Source organism: Oleiphilus sp. HI0132 (assembly GCF_001635845.1).
The window spans coordinates 1-437 of the sequence record NZ_LWGJ01001719.1; the positions used below are offsets into that span (position 1 = coordinate 1).

Annotated in this window: 1 protein-coding gene; it reads right to left on the reverse strand. The window is 44.9% G+C overall.

The window, feature by feature from the left end; genetic code table 11:
- The coding region (locus A3766_RS26290) for an ABC transporter transmembrane domain-containing protein (RefSeq protein WP_255375888.1) at positions 1–437 on the reverse strand (437 nt) is incomplete at both ends.

Sequence of the window (437 nt, forward strand, 5' to 3'; positions counted from 1 at the left end):
CCAAGAAGTTTAAGGGTAGGAATATTTGCATCATAAAGGCGTTAACCAATACGAAATCACCTAAAGTCATACGTCCGGTGCTGACTTCATGAGCTGCCAGTACCAGCATGGCGGTTAGCGATGAAGAAATGATCAGTGCTTGTCCGCCATTCAGTGCAAATAAAGTGAGACGGTTTTTGCGCTTTGCTTGCTCCCACTTTTCTAGTTCTTTATCGTAAAGGTCCGCTTCATATTGCTCGTTAGTAAAGTACTTAACGGTTTCATAGTTGAGTAGGCTATCAATTGCCCGGGTGTTACTTTTGCTGTCAGCCTGATTCGCTTCGCGAATAAACTGGGTGCGCCAGTCAGTGGTGGTCTTGGAGAACCAGACATAGGCGATGACTGATATCAGTACGATCAAGGCAAACTCGAAGCGATATTGTTGCCATAAAATACCC